This window comes from Aquimarina sp. 433 (genome assembly GCF_054054605.1).
On the sequence record NZ_JBSWZK010000071.1, the window covers coordinates 1 to 215 of the forward strand.

The 215-nt window shown below is 39.5% G+C and carries 1 protein-coding gene; it reads left to right on the top strand.

Going from position 1 to position 215, the window contains the following annotated elements:
- Window positions 1–215: hypothetical protein (locus ACWNT5_RS24375; protein WP_456518880.1), on the top strand; the 215-nt coding region annotated here is incomplete at both ends.

The window sequence follows — 215 nt, forward strand, 5'->3', positions numbered from 1 at the left end:
ATTGATGAGCCAAGTGAGGACTTAACAGTTAGTGGTACAGTTACCAGTGGTAATACGAGTAATACCGATCCAAGTGGTACGGTAACGATCACTGATAATGATAATACCCCTACGGTTAGTATTAGCGATATTACAGTTGCAGAGGATGTAGGTAATGCTACGGTTACAGTAAGTATTGATGTAGCGAGTAGTGTAGATACGGTTATAGATATAGT